The following is an 18,028-nucleotide window of genomic DNA, read 5'->3' as shown; positions in this document are numbered from 1 at the left end:
AGATTCGAACGGGCTGGGGCGATGTGACCCTTGTGGCTTGGTTGGAATCATTGCGGAGCCAGTTCCAATGCTGTTCCTCTCCGATGCTGCCCCTTACGAAAGGCGTGCCAGTTTACCCATCGCGATCGTCGTGGCGGCATTCGCTATTGTAGCCGGGTTTGTGCCAGCCGCGGCAGAGGACCGTCCAAGTGACCCGTTCGGAGAGTTCACGACAGAGCTCAACAAGGATGCTCCTCTCGCCAAGACATGGGAGTTGCTGAGAGACAAAATGCTGATCGAGAAGGGCTATTTTCACAGGTGCCTTGAGTCCAAGGCTTGCCCCTCGATGTCCAGGCTGATGCAAACGCTCGACGAGATCCGCCAGTATCACGGCAAAGCGCTGCTCGGCCATCTCAATCTATCCGTCAACCAGATGGTCAAGCCGGCGCCCGGTGATTGGACGACTCCGCTGGAAGCGATCACAATGAAAAACGGCGATTGCAAAGCCTATTCCATCGCCAAATATGCCGGGGTCCAGGAGCTCGGACTACCGGCTGATCACGTCAGGCTCGTGATCGTGCACAATCGGCGGCGCAGCGAGGATCATATGGTCGTTGCGGTCTATCAAGACGGCGAGTGGTTCATTCTCGACAACTTGACCGATGTGCTGGCGCGGGATTCGGAACGGACAGATTATCAGCCCTTGGCGGTTTTGGACTACAAGGGGGTTCGCCGGTATCGTTCGGCTTTCCGGGTGGAATAGGGATCGTCGTCGCTTTGGGACCTGCGCCCAGCGCCCCGATGCAGAAATCGGTCATCTGATCCAGCGTCGGCCGGCTTGAACTTGCGCCCGACGTGACCAACAACGGATCCAGATACCCGCTGGTAGCGCCAAGGACGCAACGGGCGATCGTCGTCGGGTCGCCCTGGGAGAACTCGCCGCGCACTTGTCCTTCGGAGATCAGCTCTGCGACGACGGAGCTCAGACGATGCGCATAGGCCCTCGTGACAGGCCAGTTCTCGCGGATTGCGGTCACGATCAATTCGTGCAGGCGCTGATCTTGGATGCAGCGCGCCGCATGCAGCCGCTCGAGAGCCTGCAGGACGGCCCGCAGTCGCTCGGCCGCAGAGCCGTCGCGCCGCGCCGCCTCGCCGGCAGCACGGATGACTTCCGCAAGCAATACGCCTGCCGCGGCCGACTGGATGGCGTGCTTCGATGGAAAGAACCGATACACATTGGCCGGCGACATCGACATGGTCTTGGCAATATCAGCCACCGTCGTCTTCCGGTGGCCGATCCGGCGATAGAATTCCGCGGCCGTCTCGAGAATGCGAGCCCGCGTTTCAGATGGACCGGCTATGTTCGGGCCGCGCGCCTGGATTGCCAGGCGCGCTGTCCGATCGGCAGGGTTTGCGGTCATCCCGCGAGCCATGGAGAATCCCTCACGCCGGAGCGCTAAGCTGCAAGATCCGGCTCACGCCGGCCGGCGCTCGCGACGCGCTCAGGCGTGGACACGCCGCCCAAACTGCGCAGCGCGTGGGTGACCGCTTCGGCGATCCCTGCTGCGGAACACATCGCATAGACAAACTTGTCAGGGCGCACCAGCGCGACATAGCCTGGCCTCGCGCCAGCTTTGCGGAACCACGCGAGTGCTTCGCCGGAGAGGTCCTCGATTTCGATCAAGCCGACAGGGCTGGCCGGAGAGACCCCGCTGCCTTGGGGACGGCCGCCGTAGGGATAGAGCACCACAAATCGCGCATTGAGCGATTCGAGCCTGCCGATCGTGTTTGCCTCCAGCGTCGCGCGAGGGTCGACCCCGTAGCCGATCAGAACGAAATTGTCGCCGAGGACGTCATCCAGCAGCGCACGGCGGCCGCCAAAGGTGCGGACCTGCGGCTGCGGTATGGGGCGTCCCTCCGCCCCGTTCCGGCGCGTGCGCGAGAGCCCGAAATAGACGCCGTTCGGATAGGTCGGCGGCGGCTTCCACCGGGCCTCGCGGATATAGTCGCCGAGTTTCGGCATCTTCAAAAGCAGCGCGACCAATGCGTTACGCAAGGCTGCCTTGACGGGATTAGGTTGCGAGACAAACTCCTTCATTCGCACGGACACATCGATCATGTCCTTGGCGTGCGGCTTGCGTTCGGCTTCGTAACTGTCGATCAGAGACGGATCTGCATGGCCACGCAGCACCGCATCCAGTTTCCAAGCGAGATTGTGCGCGTCGCGGACGCCCGAGCTCATGCCCTGGCCCATGAATTGCGGGGTCATGTGTGCGGCGTCGCCCGCGAGCAGAACCCGTCCCACGCGCCAGCGCTCCGCGACCAGCGCGTTGAAGGTATAAACGAGCTGCCGCAGCACCTCGACCTTGTCGTAGTCGACATGCCGGCTCACCAAGGCGCGCACGGTGGCCGGATCCTCCATTTGCTCCCTGGTCTCGCCAGAAAGCACCAGAAACTCGAACCGGTGATGGCCGCCGGGTTGCGGACAGGAGACCGTGGGCCGCTTGGGATCGCAGTGGAAATTGAAATAGGGCAAATGATGAAAACAGTCTGCGCCGGTCTTGGCCTTGATGTCCACCACCAGCCACGGTTCGGGGAAGCTCTTGCCGACCATCTTGATGCCAAGCTGGCTGCGCACCCCGCTACGTCCCCCGTCGCAGGCAACCAGCCAACGCGCGCGCGCCGTCGTGGCGTCTGTCGCATCGGCCGCCGCAGGGGCACGACCATACTGCACGCCCTTGCTCGCACTGTGCTTGAACGTCACCCAGTCGTCGTCCTGCTCGAAGGCGACCAGCTCGCGTCCGCGCATGATCTGAACGTTCGGGTAGCGCGAGAGCATCTTCTCAAGTTTGGTCTCAAAATCGGGCTGGTAGAGGAAATTGCTCATGGTCCAGCCATAGGGGCGATCGAACCGTCTGAGCTGGCCGAGCACCGATCCATCCTCCAGAACCCACTGGACCGGGGAATCGAGGACCATGTCGGCCTCAAGCTCGGCTGCGACGCCGGCCTCCTGGAAGATGCGCATGCACTCGTCATCGGTGTAGACGGCCCGGGCGTTGCCGTAGAATTCCGGCTCGCGCTCCAGTGCAAGGACCTTCAATCCGCGCCGGCCGAGAAAATGCGCCAAGGTAAGGCCGGTCGGTCCAAGACCGACAATGGCAACATCGAAATGCTGCGAGTTTTCGTTCGACACCGTCTCCCTCCTCCCGTTTTGTTTCGCAATAACGTCAGGCAAACCGACAGGCGACGCGGCCGAAATCGCCGAAATCCGCCTCTATGAGGTCGCCCGATTTCACTGGCGCGGTTGGCCCGAGCGCACCGGACAGGATGATCTCGCCCGCGCGCATCCCCTCGCCCCGTCTGGCTATCTCGCACGCAAGCCAATAGGCGGCTCGCAGAGGATGACCGAGACAGGCGCTGCCGCGTCCTTGGGAAACGACCGTGCCGTTGCAGGTGAGCACGGCCTCCACGGCCGCGAGCTGGAATAAACCGAGCGAAACCGGCTGATCGCCGAGCACGTACAATCCGGCGGAGGCATTATCGGCAACCGTGTCGACGATTCCGATTTTCCAGTCGGCGATTGCGCTATCGACGATTTCGAGCGCCGGCAATGCATAACCGATCGCGCTGACGAATTCGCCCCACGACGGCGCTCGGCGCTGCAGATCGCATCCAATGACGAAGGCAATTTCGGCTTCGACCTTCGGCTGCATGAGTCTGCCGGCGGGCACGGTGTCGCGATCGAGCAGTTCCATGTCGTCGAACAGCACGCCGAAATCCGGCTGGTCGACGCCGAGCTGCCGTTGCACCGATTCCGCGGTGAGGCCTATCTTCCTGCCGATCACACGACGGCCTTCGGCCAGCCGGGCGGCTGTATTCAGCGCCGCGACAGCATAGGCCTCGTCGATCGAGCCAAGACCGTAGGTTGCGGCAATGGGCGCAATCTGTCGTCGCGACGAGCGCGCCTCCCGCAGGGTAGCTGCGGCACGTTCCACGTTGGAGGACATCGCCTGTCTCCTCAGTATGGCAAGTATTCCTTGCGGAATAGCGAGGTGACCCCGTTGCGGATCTGGGCGAGCTGGTCGCCGATCGTCTGGTCGAGCGGTTTGTGGCCCCAGACGCTGATCCCGTTGTGGACCACCTCCGGCCAGTCCTCGCCCTCATGCTCCGACGGGCTCCAGCCCAGTTCGAAATAGAAGCCGGACGGCGTCACCACGTAGAAGGACACGTCCCGGTCATTGCTGTGCTGTCCGACCGACATCGCGATCTTGAAGCCGAGCTTCCGGCATCGGGTGAAGGCATCGCTGATGTCGTCGAGCGTCGTCACCTGCATCTCGAGATGTTGAATCTTCGTGGTGAACGGATCCATCGCGAGTCCCTTGGTGCCGGCAATAGCGACCGAGTGATGCCGCGAGTTGACTCGCAGAAACGTGACCCTGAGGTTGACGCCGCTGATCCGAGCCTCGATGTGGTCGGAGACTTTTGCATCGAAGATCTCGCGCCAGAATGCGATCATCGCCTGCGGGTTGCGCGATGTGATTGCCACATGCCCGAGCCCGCGCTCGCCGGTCACAAAACCCTTGGTGCGAAGCTTGGGCTGGCCCGCGTCCAGCACGGGCTCGGTGAAGAGTTCGAGGCGTTGACGCTTGGGACCGGTGAAGCGCCAGAGCCGCTTGACGCCACGCATGGCAGCCTCCTCGCCCGCGATCTCCTCGACAGGCATCCGGTGCGCCGCAAGGCGCCGGAGAATGACCTGCAGCGCGGACGGATCGTCAACTTGCCAACCCAGTGCAACGTCTTCCTGCTCGCTCTTGCTGACGATCAGGCGGCGCGCATGCGCATCCGTTCTGAATGCGATCAAGTCCGGCGCGTCGGCCGCAACGGCCATGCCGATTCCGTCGGCGGCAAGGCGCTTCCAATCCGCCAGACGAGGCGATTCCACCAGTGCGTAGCCGAGATGAACTGCGCCGTAGACCGACTGATGCACGCCACCCAAAGGAACCATGTCCATGACGAAATCCTCTATTCGGAAAGTGCTCTTGAATTCAGCTCCGAGCCGTGGCGGATTGCGACAGGAAGGCGATGGTTGCCGCATTGAATTCGGCCGCGCGCTCCCATTGCACCCAGTGGCCAGTCCGGCTGAACAGATAAACGTCGCAGTTCGGCATCTGCTGCTGCAGGGACTGCGCACCGCTTGGCCGATTGACCCGGTCCTCCATTCCCCAAAACACCAGTGTCGGTGTCGCAAGTGATTTCAGACGCGCGTCCCTCGCGAGATCGAGCAGCAGCGCGTTGGTGATATCCTTTGGCGGCTGCAGGGGCGGATTGGCGATGGTCTCGGGATCGACGCTCGTTGCGAAGCGCTCATCGATCACCGCCTCGCTGATGGCCGACCCGTCAAAGACGAGATAGTTGCGCAGGAAGGTCGCCACCTTTTCGCGCGTCGGTCCCTCACCCGCATAATAGCCGAGCAGAAGCTTCAGCCCCTCCGTTGGAGGGGACTGGGTTGTGTCGATGCCGCCCGGCCCCAGCAGCACCAGGCGGTCGACCCGCTCCGGTCGCTCCAGTGCCATCCGCAGCGCGCACGCACCGCCCAGCGAATTGCCGAGCGCATGCACCTTGTCGATGCCGAGGGCATCGAGAAGTCCGAGCATGGCAGCGGCGAGATCGCCGAAAGGATCGGCCCGATCGATGCCTTTTGTCGATCGCCCATAGCCTGGCAGGTCCGGAATGATCAGCCGGAAATGGCTGGCGAGCGCCGCAACGTTGCGGCTGAAATTGGACGCGCCCGTCGCCCCGGGTCCCCCGCCATGGAGCAGCAGAAGCGCGGGTCCCTCGCCGACCTGCGTCAGCCAAATCTTCCGACCGGCGATCTGAACGTAGGAGCCGCGCTCCAAACCCTTGAACGGAAATGGTTCCACTCGATCGTCCTCCCTGATGTCGCACCGCTCTTAAAGTCATTTTTTTCATAATGACAGATTCGTCATTATGATACAAGTGTCATTTAAGGAAATTTGCGATTCTGGTAGGATGGGTCGCGAGGCGGCGGAATGACGAGGAACTGCAATGCTGGAAGACCACCGGCCACGCGTGGCGGCGGAACGCCGCGCCCGTATGCGGCGCACGCTGTTGGAAGCGGCTTTGCTTGTGTTCGCGGAAAAGGGTGTGGATGCTTCGGTGATCGACGACGTGATCACCGCGGCCGGCGTTTCGCGCGGCACGTTCTACAATTACTTCCGCACCAATGGTGAACTGCTCATCGCCGCAAACGAGGAACTGGGCAACGAGCTCGTGCGCCACATTGAAGAGCGCGTGGCATCCCTCTCCACGCCAGCCGCCCGGCTCGCGACTGGCATCCGGCTCTACTTCGACGTATCGCGCCGCTTTCCCCTTCTCGCGCATTTTCTTGCGCGAGTAGGTCCGCAGGCGGCAGGACCCGGCAACCTGCTCTACACATATCTGCCGGTCCATCTTGCCGACGGTGTGAAGCGCGGCGAATTTGTCGAAATGCCCACGCTTGCTGCGCTCGACATCATTGTTGGGAGCGGCATTCTTGTCGTCACGCGGATCTCAGCCGGAGAGGCGGACGACAAATACCTCCATGCCTGCCTTCTCGGGCTGATGCGCAGCCTGGGCTATCCATCGGAGCGCGCCGATGCGCTGCTCGCAACTCCCCTGCTCCCGCTCGATTTTGACGACGAGTCGCTGCTCGTTCGTACTCACAGGCGGTACATGGATCAAAAGCGCCCAAAGCGCACGAGAAGCCCTTCCCTAACGCGGCGCGCCTAGCCGGCCCGCAGCTCGGTTGCCGACACCTTCATACGACAGCAATCTCTCCCGCGCCTTGTGGCACGATGCCATCCGCCAGCAAATGCAACACCTCGCTCATGCGGCGTTGCCCGTCGGCATTGAGCTTGCCGGTCTCTGCGACGGTTGTCTTGAGCAAGTCGGAGCAGGTGCGGCGTAGCGCGACATCGGCGGGTAATAGCCGCGGCAGTGCTTCGATGGCCGCGCGTTCATCCAAAGCCAGGATCGCCCACTGCTCGCGCACGGCGGCTTTGAACGCGGCCGGCGAAACTTCCGGGTAGGCCAGAATCAGCTTGCGCAGTGCATCGAAGGTCCGCTTGTCAACGCGATGCTGGGCCCGATAGATATAGACCACGACACGCGCCACAGCGTCCAACACGTCGCCCTCGGCAATGCGTCCCCTCAGACGGCGTTTTTCCGCTTGGGTTGCCGCGAGCACCGAGGGGGCCAGCCCAGGCCGCGGCCGGGGCGGAGCGTCATTGGAAGAGATTCCGCAGGCGGCCTGAACCAGCGGCGAGCCGTACACCGCGTGGAAGTTGCGTTCGACGTGCTCGTCGCGAGCGTCGCGGAAGAGATTGAGTGCGTCCACCATCGCTTTGGAGAATTGCTGCTGCATCGCGACGAACGGATTGTCGGCCGAGGCCGGGACGCGCTCCGCCCGGGCGTAGTTCGCCGCCTGCGCAACTCCCCGCATCAACAAATTCTTGTCGGACAGCAGAGAATAGCCAAGCCGCAGCGGATTGAGTTCCAGAACCGCACCCGCGACTTGCGGCCCGCTCATCATCTTGATCCAGGGCTGCAGGAACGTCTGATACAGCGCGTTGTTGAGTTCTGAAACGCGTGCAGCTGCGGCAAATTCGCGCTCGTCCTCGAGCGAATTGCAACCGAGCGCGCGAATGTCATCAAGACTGCGTTCCTCGATGGCAACATCGAAATTGCCGATGTCATCCTCACTCGCCGCCGCGGTGCCCGGCTTCGGCGTGATCACGATCTCGTACAGCCCCGGGGGCATCGCGTCGATAAGCTCCATGTTGTTGATGAACTCGGCATGATTCTTCGCGGCCACCTTGGTGCCGACGAAAATCGCCAGATGGCCGACCTTTGGGTCAATGTTGTAGAAGATCCTCTGACCGCATTCCCGAATATCGTCTACGCTTCGATAATTATCGAGGATCCAGTCGAGCGCCTGCTGTGGCGGCGTGATGTTGTCGCCATGCGAGCAGAAGCAGACGATCGGAGTCTTGACCTCACGGATGTCGAGGCGAATACCATCGCTGGTGACGATCTGGCCGGTCGAGAACTTATTGCCAATGAAGAGATTGTCGACCATCCACTGCATCTCTTCGCCGCGCAGCACGACAAAATCGCCCCACCATTTCTCGAACTGCAGATAGCGGTCCTTCTCCTGCTCCGGATCGACCCAGACATTGTACTGCTTGGTCCAGAATGTGTTGGCGGGGTTGAGATTATCGAAGTTGCCGACCAGCCAGGCAGCATCAAAGATGCCGTTGCCCATGTCGCTCATCATGCGATCGAGCCAGCTTCCGCCATACCAGCCGCCGAGATAGCGCATGGCGTTCTTGCCACGGACGCCCGCCCAATAGGACAGCGGCGCGCCCGCAATGACCATTGGCCCAACCACATCCGGGCGCAGGCAAGCGGCTATCATCGCGTGCCACCCGGCCTGACAGTTGCCGAACACAAACGGCTTTCCGAGGGCTTCGGGGTGCAGTTGCGCGATCTTGTCAAGAAAGATGGTGAAGGCGCGAGCGACGTCCTCGATGCGCTGTCCCGCCACGGGCGAGGCTGTAAAGCCGGCGAAGTAGACTGGGTGGCCGGCCCTGAACGCGTCGCCGATCTCGCTGAGATGCTTGAAGCCACCGATCCCCGGACCTTGTCCGGCACGGGGATCGATGACGAAGACGGGTCGCTTGCGGTCGTCGATCTCGACGCCCTCCGGCGCGACGATCCGTACCAGCGAGTAATTGACCGGATGGGGCAGTTCGTCACCGCGCATCACGAGCTCACTGTCATAGATCAGCACCGAGCTCACTCCGTGCGCTAGCATCTCGTCATGCTGGTTGCCACGCTGGCGCAGGACGTCCAGGAACAGAATCGATCGCTGCCAGAAGTCGCGCACATAGAGGTTGAAAGCGTCCTCCGGAACCGACTTGTCCCAAAGGCGCGCATATTGATGCAGAGCGGTTGGCGCCACCTGGTCGATCCGTCCCGACAATTCCTCAAGTGCCCTGGGGGGCCTCAGGGTCTCAAGCGGACTGGGAGCGGCAAGGATCTCGGTCACGGCATCCTCCTTCCATGAAGGTGACGAAACTGTTTTAATGCTATTTGCGGTCGGCAAAACGTCCCTTGATCAGGATCAATGGACCGGCCCCTCTTCGCGATAAGTTGCGCAGCCCAAAGGAGGGCGGTCCTATGAGAGGGGCCGCACACCTCGCCAAATCGATTCAGCGGGAGAGCATTGTGGCAGATGATCCTGTAACGTCGCGCGAATTGAGATCGCTCCGAGCGGAGCTTGCGAAACCGTTCGCAGGCCGACCGCCTATTCGCTTCGCATCGGCCATTCTCGTCTTGATTGCTGTAGCGGCCGGATCGGCGTTGGTCGTATCGAACCGAGCGCTCTCGATCGCCAGGGCCAACGCCCAGGAGAAGCCGCCAAAGCCCATTGAAGATGCAAAGAAGGCAGTCGAAACGTTGATCAATCACCTGCGCGGCCGCGACATGCCCGAGGGGATCGTGAAAACCAACGGCCGTATCGAGGCAACGCAGGTGGACGTCGCGGCGAAATATGCCGGTCGGCTGGCGACGCTGACCGTTGACGAGGGCGATGAGGTCACGGCGGGGCAGGTTGTCGGCACCATCTCCTCACCGGAAACCGAAGCCCAGCTGCGCTCCGCGCAGGCCCAGGTGCTCAAGGCCAAACAATCGCTGGCGGAAGCGATTGCAAACATCGCGCAGCGCAACAGCGATCTGGTATTCACCAGGACCGACTATGAGCGCGGAAAGACTCTGATGCAAAGCGGGAACATCACGCAGCAGCTTCTCGACCAGCGCCGAAACAGATTCGAAGCGGCCGACGCTGCCTATGTTGCCGCCAACGCCCAGCGTGAAGAAGCCGAGGCCTCGATCAAGTCCGCCGAGGCGCAAGTCGAACAGCTGCAATCCGTCCTGGTCGATCTCGTTCTGGTGTCGCCGAGGAGCGGACGCGTGCAGTACCGGCTGGCCCGCGCCGGCGAGGTGATTTCCCCCGGCCAGCGCATTCTGACCATTCTCGATCTGAACGACGTCTACATGACGATCTACTTGCCAGCAGAACAGGCGGGTCGGCTGACCATCGGCGACGAGGCCCGAACCATTCTCGATCCGATCCCGCAATATGTCCTGCCCACCACCGTCAGCTTTGTGGCCACAGAGGCGCAGTTCACACCCAAGAGCGTGGAGACGACGGAGGAACGGGAGAAGCTGATGTTCCGCGTCAAGCTCCAGGGCGATCCCAAGGTCTTGGGTCAGTATCACAGGTCTGTCAAAACCGGCGTGCGCGGTCTCGCCTTCGTGCGTACCGACCCCAAGATCGCCTGGCCCAAAGAGCTCGAGGTTAAGCTTCCGCAATGACGGACACCGTTGTAGCCAGGGTCGATCACGTCACGCACCGCTACGGCAAGGCGCTCGCGCTCAACGATCTCACGCTCGAGATTCCTGCCAGGTGCATGGCAGGATTGATCGGGCCCGACGGCGTCGGCAAATCCACCCTGCTCGCCCTCATTTCCGGCGTTCGCAAAATTCAAACCGGCAAAGTGCTGGTGCTCGACGGCAACATGGCCGATGAGCACCATCGCCGAGCGAGTTACGGACGCGTCGCCTACATGCCCCAGGGACTGGGGCGCAATCTCTATCCGACGCTCAGCGTGTTCGACAACATCGATTTCTTCGGCCGCCTGTTCGGCCAGGGCATGACCGAGCGTCGCACCCGCATCCAGGAGTTGCTGAAAGCCACGGGCCTTGACCCGTTCGGCGACCGTCCGTGCGGCAAGCTCTCGGGCGGCATGAAGCAGAAGGTCAGTCTCTGCTGCTCCCTGATGCATGATCCCGATCTCCTCATCCTCGATGAGCCGACCACGGGCGTCGATCCGCTGTCGCGGCGGCAGTTCTGGGAGCTGATCGATTCCATTCGCGGGCGCCGGCCGGAAATGAGCGTGATCGTCGCGACGGCCTACATGGACGAGGCGAGCCGGTTCGACTGGCTGGCCGCAATGGATGACGGCAAGGTGATCGCTCATGGCGCGCCGAAGGAGATCCTGGCCAAGGCGAACAAGAGCACGCTCGACGACGCCTTCATTGCGCTGCTGCCACCCGAGAAGCGCGGCCAGCACCAGGACGTCATCGTGCCGCCGCGGACTGAAAGCGATGACAAGACGCCGGCGATCGAGACGGAAGGGCTGACGCGCCGCTTCGGCGATTTCGTCGCGGTCGATCATGTGAGCGTGAGCATTGGACGCGGCGAGATATTCGGTTTCCTCGGCTCGAACGGCTGCGGCAAGACCACGACCATGAAAATGATGACGGGGCTGCTGCCGGTGACCGAAGGCTCGGCCAAGCTGTTCGGCAAGCCGATGACCGCAGACGACATGGAGGCGCGTCAGAACGTCGGCTACATGTCGCAGGCCTTCTCGCTCTACAGCGAGCTGACGGTGCGGCAGAATCTCGAACTGCATGCGCACCTTTACCATCTACCCGCAAACGAGGTCGAAGGCCGGATCACGGAGCTGTTGGAAAAATACGATCTGAGGGATGTGGCCGACGCCAAGCCAGAGAGTCTGCCGCTTGGCGTCAAGCAGCGGCTGCAGCTCGCGGTGGCCGTGCTCCACCGGCCGCTCATGCTTATTCTGGACGAGCCCACATCGGGTGTCGATCCGGTCGCCCGCGATGCGTTCTGGCGCACGCTGATCGATCTGTCTCGCAATGATGGCGTCACCATCTTTCTATCGACCCATTTCATGAACGAAGCGGAGCGCTGCGATCGCATCTCGTTGATGCATCAAGGCCGGGTGCTTGCCGTCGATGCGCCGAAGGAACTGGTCAAGGCGCGCAACAGCGTCTCGCTCGAGGACGCCTTCATCTCGTATCTCGAGGAGGCGGGCGGATCCGGCAAGGATAAGCCATCCGAGCCACCGGCGGCAGCGCCGGCCAAGCTCGAGCCTCCTGACGCAGTCGCACCGGCCCCGACTGCAGTGGTCCCGACTACGATGGCTTCGCGCTCGTCCAGGCGTTTCGATCCAGGACGGCTGTGGGCCTACGCGCGGCGCGAAACGATGGAGCTGCTGCGCGATCCGTTCCGGTTGGCGTTCGCCTTCATCGGCCCCGTCATTTTGATGTTTGCCATGGGCTATGGCATCACGTTCGACGTCGAGAACCTGAAATATGCAGCCTTCGACCAGGATAAGACGCCGGAGAGCCGCAGGTTGCTCGAAAGCTTCTCCGGCTCGCATTATTTCTCCGAACAGCCTCCAATCAGCTCGGCAGCCGAGCTGCAGCAACGCATGCGAAGCGGCGAACTCGCTGTCGCGGTCGAAATTCCATCCGGCTTTGGCCGCGATCTTGCGGGCCTGCATTCGCCCGAAGTCGCTTTTTGGATCGACGGCGCCATGCCGTTTCGGGGTGAAACCACCAAAGGTTACGTGACTGGCCTCGTGTTGCGCTATGCGCAAGATCTCATCACGGAGCGTGTCGGCCCCAACGGGGCGTCCAACGTCTATCTGGGCAGCGTCAACATTGAGAACCGGTTCCGCTACAACCAGGCGTTCAAGAGCGTCTTCAGCATGGTTCCCAGCGTTATCGTGATCATGCTGGTTCTGATCCCGGCCATCATGTCGACGATCGGTGTTGTCCGAGAGGTGGAGAGCGGCTCGATCGCCAACTTCCGGTCGACGCCCATCAGCAAACTCGAATTTCTGCTGGGCAAGCAGTTCCCGTATGTCGTCGTCGGGATGCTGACGTTCGTTCTGCTGGTGCTGATGGCCCTTGTCGTCTTCCACGTTCCGGTCAAGGGATCCTTCGGGGCGCTTGCGCTCGGAGCTTTGGTGTACGTCTTCTCGACCTGCTCTTTCGGTCAAATGGTGTCGACGTTCACCCGGACCCAGGTCGCGGCGGTGTTCGCGACCACGGTGCTCTGCATCATTCCCGTTGCAAATTTTTCCGGTCTGCTTGTGCCCGTGTCCTCGCTAACCGGCACGGGACGGGCGATCGGCCTGGCGTTTCCTGCCGCCTGGTTTCAGCCGATCAGCGTCGGCACCTTCACCAAGGGGCTCAGCTATTCCGACCTCGGGCTCAACGCGCTCGTGGTGGCGGCCTTCGCGGTCGGCTTCTTCATAGCCGCTCACATATTGCTGCAGAAGCAGGAGAAGTGAGATGTCGACAGGCCAGGCGGCAGATTCACGCAAGCAGGCGATGCCTGATGCTATCGCATCCCGACCCAGGAAAAGCTGGTTCGCCGCGCTGCGGCGGCATCTGGCCAACATTTATCGGCTGACGATCAAGGAGCTTCGAAGCATCCGCTCCGACCCCATCATGCTCCTGCTGGTCGCTTATTCCTTCACCATTGCGATCTACGCCGCTGCGACCGGCGCATCGACCGAAGCAAAACATCTCTCGGTCGGAATCGTCGATGAAGACCGTTCAAGTCTGTCACGCAGCCTGGCGGATGGCCTCACCCCACCTACTTTCAAGCCCGCGGTCGCGCTCGCATCCACCGATATCGACGCGGCGATGAACGCGCAGCGTGTGATCTTCGTGATCGAGATCCCGCCGAAGTTTGAAGCGGATATTCTTGCGGGGCGACAGCCGACCGTCCAGATCGATGTCGACGCGACCGCGGCCGCGCAGGCTTTCAATGGCATGACCTATATCCAGAACGTCATCGTCAGTTATGTGACAGACTTCGTCGCGCACCGCGAAGGCGCAGTGCCTGAGCCGGTCACGGTGGTCACCCCGGTCAAGTTCAATCCAAATTTGACGTCGAGCTGGTTCACCTCGGTGATGCAGATCATCAGCAATCTCACCATGATCACCGTCACCCTCACCGGGGCTGCCCTGATCCGCGAGCGTGAGCAGGGTACGGTCGAGCACCTGCTTGTGATGCCGGTGGTTCCCAGCGAGATCATGCTCTCGAAGATCTTCGCCAATGGCATTGTCATCGTGGTTTCAGCGGCATTGTCGCTGCTTCTCGTCGTCGAATGGTGGCTGCAGGTACCGGTCACAGGATCGCGCCTGCTTTTCCTTGGCGGCGCATGCTTCTACGTGTTCACGGTTGCAGCACTTGGCATTGCCCTGGGCACGGTTGCTTCCACGATGGCCCAGTTCGGATTGTTGTCGATCCCGGTACTTCTGGTCATGATGCTGCTTTCCGGCTCGTCGACGCCGCTGGAAAGCATGCCGGTTTGGTTGAAAGACCTCATGTTGGTCATCAGCCCGACACCACATTTCGTGGTCTTTTCGCAGGATGTTGTCTACCGCGGAGCCGGTGCTTCCATTGTGTGGCCAGAGATCCTTGCCACAGCCGCCATTGGGAGTGTCTTTTTTGCGATCGCGCTGTATCGTTTCCGCCGCGTCATCTTCAGCGGCTAAGCACGGCGCCCTTGTTGATTCAGGTCAACCCAACTTGACGTAGGATGGGTAGGATAAATAATTGTTCTGCTGCTTCAAGGTGCGAGGTCGGTCGCGCAAGGTTGCAAAGACCGGCATAAGCCGAAGAAGGCAGTCGTAAGCAGGCAAACCGTCGCGAAGAATTCCGAGAGGCAACTACGCCGTTCCGGCGCTGGGAGCCGAGTAGAATGAGTAAGATCTTCGGTCGGTCGATGCACCACGATGCATTGATCAGCAATCAAATTCCGCTGATGCGGTATTTCGTCCTTGCGGGCGCAGCATTGCTCACGCTGCTCTTTGCCGCCGATGCCATAATTGGGCGACAGCCCGCGATTGAGAGCGACAATTCCGGCCCCCTGCTTCCCATGATCCGCATCCACTCCGAACTGAAGGGACCGGAAGTTGTTGTCATTGACACAAGCCGGCCCATCGTGGGGCCGATACCCCTCACACAGAATGACATGGCAAAGGCCGTCGCCCCGCCGGATCCGCAGGCAGCCGAGAATGTCGACCAACCGGTCTCCCCCGCCTTGAAACAAGCCGACGCAAAAGAGCAGAGCAAGGTAGGGCCCCAGCTGCAATCGCGCAGCAACGTTGGCAGGGCTCGCACCAAGCGGCGGCCGACGTCCTATGCCCAGCGCCCCGACGTGGGACCGTTCGATGGCCGCTCAACATTTTACCAGCAGGACGCACGCTTCCGCGAAAGCTTCGCGCAGATGGTGCCCCCTCAGCAGAGACAACGCAGTACGAAAGCTGAGGCTGCCTGGACGCGAACCGAGCGTGCGCGGCGTGCGCAGCCCGGATGGTTCAACACCGGCTGGTGAGCACCGTTGCGCTTCCTCCGACGAAATACCGATCGAAGCCCACATCATAGGTGATCCGTGACGGACTCTTGATGCCGCTGCGTCAACCATGTCGTCGCAAGCGATGCAATGCGCCGATCGCGGACCCGAGCAAGGCCGAAAACGAAGATATGCAGGCCGGATTCATCTCGTTGCCGTGCTCGTAAAGCTCCGCAACACCAAACGTTTTCTGCAGGCCATCGATCGAAATCCGCTCCCAAAATAGCCCGTCCTGCGGCCAAGGTTTGAGGTGAGTCAATTAGCCGGGACCGGAGCGGTCTTTATTGTCTGACGAACGACCACGATCACTGGGAAGGATGCTCAACGGAGGCTTGACAATGGACAGGCACCTGCTCGCGATATTATTTTGCTGCACTACTCTGCTGCTTCCGCTCGGTGCTGACGCGCGCTCCTCGTATGACGGCTCGTGGAACATCACGTTTGTTACGCAAAGCGGTGATTGCAATCCGACCTACAACTACTCGGTCAACATAGAGAATGGAGTGATAACGTCACCCAACGTGGACACCTTCAGGGGCAACGTCACGAGTTCGGGAGCAGTCCGTGCATCCGTTGCCGTGCAGGAAAAGCATGCATCAGGGTCTGGCAAGCTAACTGGCGTTGTCGGCCGAGGGACCTGGATCGGCTATTCCGGCGACCAGCGCTGCACTGGATCCTGGACAGCCCAGCGGGCCTGGTAGTCTCGGGCGTCAAGCGTGTAGATGCTTGCTGTCATGACCGCTCGTGGGCAAGAGCCGTCCGGGCCGCGACAAGCTCTTTCTGCTTGGCGGCGTCGAGCTTGGGGTATGACAGGCCCAGACTTCCAACAGCATCCACAATCGCCGCCTCGACAACGAGCCTCGTGAACCATTTGTTGTCGGCAGGCACGACGAACCAAGGGGCATGTTTTGAAGCTGTCGCTTGGATCGCTTTCTCGAAGGCCTCCATGTAGTCGTCCCAGAACTTGCGCTCCATGACGTCGGACGGGGAGAATTTCCAGTTCTTCTCCGGCTGCTCAAGACGCTCCTCGAAGCGCCTCTTCTGCTCTTTGCGAGACACGTTCAGGAAGAACTTCAGGATCTTCGTCCCCTGTCGGGAGACATAGTCCTCAAAACGCGCGATGTCGGCCAGCCGCTCGTCCCATATCTCCTCGCCGACGAGCTGGGACGGCAGCTTTTCTCGCTTCAGGGCCTCCGGATGAACGCGCACAACGAGAACTTCTTCGTAGTAGGATCGGTTGAAGATGCCGATTCGGCCGCGCTCGGGCAGCCTGATGACGTAACGCCACATGAAGTCGTGATCGAGTTCCTCCGAGGACGGCTGCTTGAACGAGAAGACCTGACAGCCCTGAGGATTGACGCCCGACATCACGTGCTTGATCGTGCTATCTTTGCCGGCTGCGTCCATTGCTTGAAAGATGATGAGCAAGGACCAGCGATCCTGGGCGTAGAGCATGTCCTGTTCTTCGGCCAGCCATTTGGTGCCGAGCTGGACGAGCTCCGCCCCCTGCGCCTTGTCCAACGTCATGCCGCCGGTATCACCCGGATCGAAGTCCTTGAGCCGAAACCTCTCGCCTTTGGTGATGCAAAACGGATGGACAAGCTTCTGTATGCGATCGCGAATGTCTTGTTCAAGCATGGCGAGGCTCCTCTCCTAAGGCGCAAGCTGCGGCGCTGAAATTCCCGCGACGCGTTCAGGCAACCGCGACCCCCCTCATCCACGACCGTCTCGCCTGTGCGCTTTCCGCCAAGGTCTCACGCCTTGCTGGTAAGTGCGTAGGCGGGAACCAGGATCAACAGGACAGCTCCGACGAGCGCCCCAACGGCTGCCCGCTCCGACCAATCAAGGGAAGAGAACAACCTCCACAAATAGGCGACAAAGCTCGTGGATAGATACGAAACCGCTGGGGGGACCAGCACGAACGAAAGCGCCCCGATGAGGGCCCCAACCACGCCCCGCTCCCACCAATCGAGCGAGGACGCCCAGTGCCAAGATCGTGCGATGAATCCGATCATGTGTCGCGGAGCTCGGTTCGACTGCTCTCGAGCAGCGTAATGATTGATGGCAAATCGCGCGGGCGATCTATTGATCTCAGTCAAGGTCAGGCGTGGCTGGGCGGACGAACGGCCTGCGTTCCCCCGTCCAAATGCCGTCGAGCTATTTCCCGTAGCCACCAAGCTCGGCGCGGCAGGTTTCAGTGAACTCGCGGAGGATATCCAGTTTCTCATCGACGGTCGGACGCTTTTTGAGGTCAAACTGCGGCGCATAGTACGTTCCCACGATGCGCTCCATCACCTGCTCGGCGGCTTCGACCGTTCTCTTCGATGCAAACAGACGCAACTTCCCCATGGTCGCGTAGAGCGGGATGATCTGCGATGGATCGATCTCGGTTCGCTGCAGGGCATCAATGAATGCTCTGGAGACCAGATCAATGAACTCGACAAAGAGTCGTTCTCGCCGGGCGACCTCCTGGGCGCGCTGCCTGGCCTCTTCTTGACGGCGCTGGGTCAACCAGGTCGTCGCAAGCGACGCAAATGCGCCGATCGCGGATCCAAGCAAGGCGGAAAGCGCAGAAATGTAGGCTGGATTCATCTCATTTGCCATCCTCGCAAGGATCGGCAGCACCAAATGTTGCTGCGCGCGATCGCAAGAATCCGCCACCAAGATTAGCGCGTCCGGCCGCGCGGGTTTGATGTGAATCAATCAGCCGGGGCCGTGCCGATCTTTATTGTCTCATAGGCACC

13 protein-coding genes and 1 pseudogene are annotated in these 18,028 nt (G+C 61.2%); 6 read left to right on the top strand and 8 right to left on the bottom strand.

Annotated features, from left to right (window positions below; genetic code table 11):
- Window positions 1-67: 67 nt before the first annotated feature.
- Window positions 68-742: a transglutaminase-like cysteine peptidase gene (locus VFB05_RS05335; protein WP_325009591.1), complete on the top strand. Its 675-nt coding sequence runs from the start codon at window positions 68-70 to the stop codon at window positions 740-742.
- A gap of 151 nt (window positions 743-893) precedes the next feature.
- Here VFB05_RS05335 and VFB05_RS32110 read toward each other — a convergent pair.
- From VFB05_RS32110 to VFB05_RS05310, 5 genes and pseudogenes are all read right to left on the bottom strand, one after another.
- Window positions 894-1,400 (bottom strand): annotated as a pseudogene (locus tag VFB05_RS32110) (TetR/AcrR family transcriptional regulator); the annotation flags it as partial.
- Between the two features lie 35 nt (window positions 1,401-1,435).
- Window positions 1,436-3,172, bottom strand: coding sequence for a bifunctional 3-(3-hydroxy-phenyl)propionate/3-hydroxycinnamic acid hydroxylase (locus VFB05_RS05325; RefSeq protein ID WP_325009587.1), 1,737 nt, complete (start codon window positions 3,170-3,172; stop codon window positions 1,436-1,438).
- A gap of 34 nt (window positions 3,173-3,206) precedes the next feature.
- Complete coding sequence (locus tag VFB05_RS05320) at window positions 3,207-3,986, bottom strand: 2-keto-4-pentenoate hydratase (protein WP_325009584.1); 780 nt, start codon at window positions 3,984-3,986, stop codon at window positions 3,207-3,209.
- A gap of 11 nt (window positions 3,987-3,997) precedes the next feature.
- Window positions 3,998-4,990, bottom strand: coding sequence for a VOC family protein (locus VFB05_RS05315; RefSeq protein WP_325009582.1), 993 nt, complete (start codon window positions 4,988-4,990; stop codon window positions 3,998-4,000).
- A gap of 34 nt (window positions 4,991-5,024) precedes the next feature.
- The gene (locus tag VFB05_RS05310; RefSeq protein ID WP_325009580.1) at window positions 5,025-5,900 is read right to left on the bottom strand and encodes an alpha/beta fold hydrolase; all 876 of its coding nucleotides are present in this window, start codon (window positions 5,898-5,900) and stop codon (window positions 5,025-5,027) included.
- Between the two features lie 145 nt (window positions 5,901-6,045).
- On the opposite strand from VFB05_RS05310, the gene VFB05_RS05305 reads away from it, so the two are divergent.
- Complete coding sequence (locus tag VFB05_RS05305) at window positions 6,046-6,768, top strand: helix-turn-helix domain-containing protein (protein WP_325009578.1); 723 nt, start codon at window positions 6,046-6,048, stop codon at window positions 6,766-6,768.
- Between the two features lie 28 nt (window positions 6,769-6,796).
- Here VFB05_RS05305 and VFB05_RS05300 read toward each other — a convergent pair whose 3' ends face one another.
- Window positions 6,797-9,088 carry a DUF3141 domain-containing protein gene (locus tag VFB05_RS05300; protein ID WP_325009576.1) on the bottom strand — a complete coding sequence of 764 codons (2,292 nt, stop codon included), beginning with the start codon at window positions 9,086-9,088 and terminating at the stop codon, window positions 6,797-6,799.
- 65 nt (window positions 9,089-9,153) lie between these two features.
- Here VFB05_RS05300 and VFB05_RS05295 point away from each other — a divergent pair, with 65 nt between their 5' ends.
- The 4 genes from VFB05_RS05295 (at window position 9,154) to VFB05_RS05280 (ending at window position 15,266) form a co-directional block, all read left to right on the top strand.
- Complete coding sequence (locus VFB05_RS05295) at window positions 9,154-10,416, top strand: HlyD family secretion protein (RefSeq protein WP_325009574.1); 1,263 nt, start codon at window positions 9,154-9,156, stop codon at window positions 10,414-10,416.
- Window positions 10,413-13,208 carry a ribosome-associated ATPase/putative transporter RbbA gene (gene rbbA, locus VFB05_RS05290; protein ID WP_325009572.1) on the top strand — a complete coding sequence of 932 codons (2,796 nt, stop codon included), beginning with the start codon at window positions 10,413-10,415 and terminating at the stop codon, window positions 13,206-13,208. The genes VFB05_RS05295 and rbbA overlap by 4 nt, the downstream gene beginning before the upstream one ends.
- A 40-nt stretch (window positions 13,209-13,248) precedes the next feature.
- Window positions 13,249-14,424, top strand: a complete 1,176-nt coding sequence (locus VFB05_RS05285; protein WP_325009797.1) for an ABC transporter permease — start codon at window positions 13,249-13,251, stop codon at window positions 14,422-14,424.
- A gap of 206 nt (window positions 14,425-14,630) precedes the next feature.
- Entirely contained in the window at window positions 14,631-15,266 is a 636-nt protein-coding gene (locus VFB05_RS05280) for a hypothetical protein (RefSeq protein WP_325009570.1), read from the top strand.
- Between the two features lie 750 nt (window positions 15,267-16,016).
- Here VFB05_RS05280 and VFB05_RS05275 read toward each other — a convergent pair.
- Together VFB05_RS05275 and VFB05_RS05270 are read right to left on the bottom strand one after the other, a co-directional pair.
- Window positions 16,017-16,922 carry a polyphosphate kinase 2 family protein gene (locus VFB05_RS05275; RefSeq protein ID WP_325009568.1) on the bottom strand — a complete coding sequence of 302 codons (906 nt, stop codon included), beginning with the start codon at window positions 16,920-16,922 and terminating at the stop codon, window positions 16,017-16,019.
- Between the two features lie 519 nt (window positions 16,923-17,441).
- A complete protein-coding gene (locus VFB05_RS05270; RefSeq protein WP_325009795.1) occupies window positions 17,442-17,945 on the bottom strand; it encodes a hypothetical protein in 504 nt (167 codons plus the stop codon).
- Window positions 17,946-18,028 lie beyond the last annotated feature (83 nt).

It is taken from the genome of Bradyrhizobium sp. (genome assembly GCF_035652035.1).
GTDB lineage: Bacteria > Pseudomonadota > Alphaproteobacteria > Rhizobiales > Xanthobacteraceae > Bradyrhizobium.
This window is presented reverse-complemented; position numbering and strand designations above follow the sequence as displayed.

Bases quoted from the DNA above. Each gene is read 5' to 3' on its own strand.
- VFB05_RS05335 (WP_325009591.1), top strand. From the start codon at position 68: ATGCTGTTCCTCTCCGATGCTGCCCCTTACGAAAGGCGTGCCAGTTTA.
- VFB05_RS05320 (WP_325009584.1), bottom strand. From the start codon at position 3,986: ATGTCCTCCAACGTGGAACGTGCCGCAGCTACCCTGCGGGAGGCGCGC.
- VFB05_RS05315 (WP_325009582.1), bottom strand. From the start codon at position 4,990: ATGGACATGGTTCCTTTGGGTGGCGTGCATCAGTCGGTCTACGGCGCA.
- VFB05_RS05305 (WP_325009578.1), top strand. From the start codon at position 6,046: ATGCTGGAAGACCACCGGCCACGCGTGGCGGCGGAACGCCGCGCCCGT.
- rbbA (WP_325009572.1), top strand. From the start codon at position 10,413: ATGACGGACACCGTTGTAGCCAGGGTCGATCACGTCACGCACCGCTAC.
- VFB05_RS05285 (WP_325009797.1), top strand. From the start codon at position 13,249: ATGCCTGATGCTATCGCATCCCGACCCAGGAAAAGCTGGTTCGCCGCG.
- VFB05_RS05280 (WP_325009570.1), top strand. From the start codon at position 14,631: ATGAGTAAGATCTTCGGTCGGTCGATGCACCACGATGCATTGATCAGC.
- VFB05_RS05275 (WP_325009568.1), bottom strand. From the start codon at position 16,922: ATGCTTGAACAAGACATTCGCGATCGCATACAGAAGCTTGTCCATCCG.